Raw genomic sequence first — 2,383 nt, 5'->3', positions numbered from 1 at the left:
GCCGTTACCGCACCGGCGTAACGGTAGCCCGGGACACCGTGCTGATCACTACGGTGGTAGCTGTGCCCGCCATGATCGGCGTGGCCCTGCTGCTGGCCTGACCTCGCCGGGCAGCCGGGCCCGGCTGAACGGGATCGGCGGACCGGCACCAAACCCGGAGGAGGACCCTTGAAAACAACCCAGGACACTGTGGTCATCGGCGGCGGCGCGATGGGCTCGGCAGCCGCGTGGGCGCTGGCCCGGCGCGGCCGGGAGGTGACCCTGCTCGAGCAGTTCGGTCCCGGCCACCGCAACGGCGCCTCCCACGGCACAACCCGGAACTTCAACCCCGGCTACGCGGATCCGGACTACGTCGCCATGCTGGCAGAGGCGGCCAGGCTGTGGAGCGAGCTCGAAACGGACGCCGGCGAGCGCCTGCTTGCGCGCACCGGCGTCGTAAACCACGGCCCCGATCCGCGGTTGCCCGAGGTCCGGAACGCGCTGCTTGCGGCCGGGCTCCGGGCGGAGTTCCTCTCCGCCGGGGAAGCCGCCGAGCGTTGGCGGGGCATCCGTTTCGATACGCGCGTGCTGCACATGGCGGATGGCGGCCAGTTGAACCCCGACGCCGCACTGCCGGCGCTGCAGCGGCTCGCCGCCGGACTCGGCGCCGAGATCCGCCATCATGTGAAGGTCCTCGAGTTACAAGTCCTCGACGACGGCGTCCGGCTCACCCTCGAGGCCGGCGGCCGCACCGAGGTCCTCGCCGCGAGGCAGGCAGTGGTCACCGCCGGCGGCTGGACCACGAAACTGCTCGCCGGGGTGGCGCCCCTGCCCCGGCTGACGGTCACCCAGGAACAGCCCGCACACTTCGCCATCACCGATGAGGGCGCCCAGTGGCCGGGGTTCAACCACATGCCCGGCCACGGCGACGCGTACGCGTACTGGCGTTCGCCGGTTTACGGCATGCAAACACCGGGCGAGGGGATCAAGGCCGGATGGCACGGGGTGGGCCCGGTGGTGGACCCGGACCGGCGGAGCTTCGCGCCGGAGCCCGAGCAGCGGGCGGCCCTGCAGCGCTACGCCCGGGACTGGCTGCCCGGGGTCGACGCCGACTCCCTCACCGACATCAGCTGCACCTACACGACCACCGTGGATGAAGACTTTGTCCTGGACCGGATCGGGCCGGTTGTCATCGGCGCCGGCTTCTCCGGGCACGGCTTCAAGTTCACGCCGGTCGTGGGCAGGATCCTGGCCGACCTCGCGACCGGCGACGGCGGAGCGCCGGCCATCTTCTCGGCCTCCCGCCCCGGGGTCCACTGACTCCGTCGGAGCAACGGGTAGGCTGGGGCCGGTCTTAAGCGCCCGCGGAACCCGGGGCGCCAGCATGAGGTGGGGGAAAATTGCTCAGCACGCGGTCAGGCAGCATCCAGTCCAGCGATAACCAGTCCAGCGGCGCCCAAGGAATGGGTGCCCGCAGCCCGAGGATCGGTGCGGTCGACTGGATCGTGCGCGGGGCGGCGGGCCTGCTGCTGGTGGCGACGTCAGCGTGCTCCGGCCCGGGTGCTGTTCCCCCGGCCGCCGGAGCCGGCGTCCTCCCCGTCGTCACCGCTGCCCCCTCCACTGCGTCAGCCGGCACGGACAGCGCTCCGCTGGATCCGGACGCCACCCCCAGTGTCGAAGTTCCCAGTGTCGAAGTTGCCGGCGCCGATGTTGCGGCCGCCGCGACCCGGCAGCCGGCCTCGGCGGGCAAGGCCCTCGCGGTGCTGGCCACGCTGCCCGTCAAGGGCCGCGCCCCCAAGACGGGCTATTCCCGCGACCAGTTCGGCCCGGCCTGGTCCGACGTTGATCACAACGGCTGCGATACCCGCAATGACGTGCTCCGCCGCGACCTCACTTCCGTCGCGTTCCGGCCCGGGACGCGGGACTGCGTGGTGCTCTCCGGCGTCCTGGCCGACCCCTACACGGCCGTCGCCATCCGCTTCCTGCGCGGCAATGCCACCAGCACCGCCGTCCAGATCGACCACGTCGTGGCCCTCAGCGATGCCTGGCAGAAGGGCGCGCAGCAGCTGAGCCCGGCACGGCGGCTGGCCTTCGCCAACGATCCCCTGAACCTGCTGGCGGTGGACGGCCCGGCCAATCAGAGCAAGAGCGACGGCGACGCCGCCACCTGGCTGCCGCCGAACAAGTCCTACCGCTGCAACTACGTCGCCCGGCAGATTTCGGTGAAATCCAGCTATGGGCTCTGGGTGACCCAGGCCGAGCACGACGCCATGGCCCGGGTCCTGTCGAACTGCCCGGACGCCCCGGCCCCCGCCACCCAGCCGGCCGCCGCTCCAGCCCAAGCCGCGCCGGCACCCGCGCGCGCTCCTGCTGGGCATGATCCATCTGACGAACACCGTGGTGC

Annotated in this window: 2 protein-coding genes and 1 pseudogene; all 3 read left to right on the top strand. The window is 71.9% G+C overall.

Annotated elements, in window-relative coordinates:
• Nucleotides 1–101: pseudogene (locus Y706_RS29975) on the top strand (AEC family transporter); the annotation flags it as partial.
• Nucleotides 102–168: 67 nt separating this feature from the next.
• Nucleotides 169–1,299, top strand: coding sequence for an FAD-dependent oxidoreductase (locus Y706_RS0102745; protein WP_028275365.1), 1,131 nt, complete (start codon nt 169–171; stop codon nt 1,297–1,299).
• 80 nt (nt 1,300–1,379) lie between these two features.
• Nucleotides 1,380–2,383 (top strand): HNH endonuclease family protein (locus Y706_RS23250; RefSeq protein ID WP_043434392.1); only part of this gene is annotated, 1,004 nt, incomplete at its 3' end.

It is taken from the genome of Arthrobacter sp. I3 (genome assembly GCF_000520575.1).
Lineage (GTDB): Bacteria > Actinomycetota > Actinomycetes > Actinomycetales > Micrococcaceae > Arthrobacter > Arthrobacter humicola_A.
This window is presented reverse-complemented; position numbering and strand designations above follow the sequence as displayed.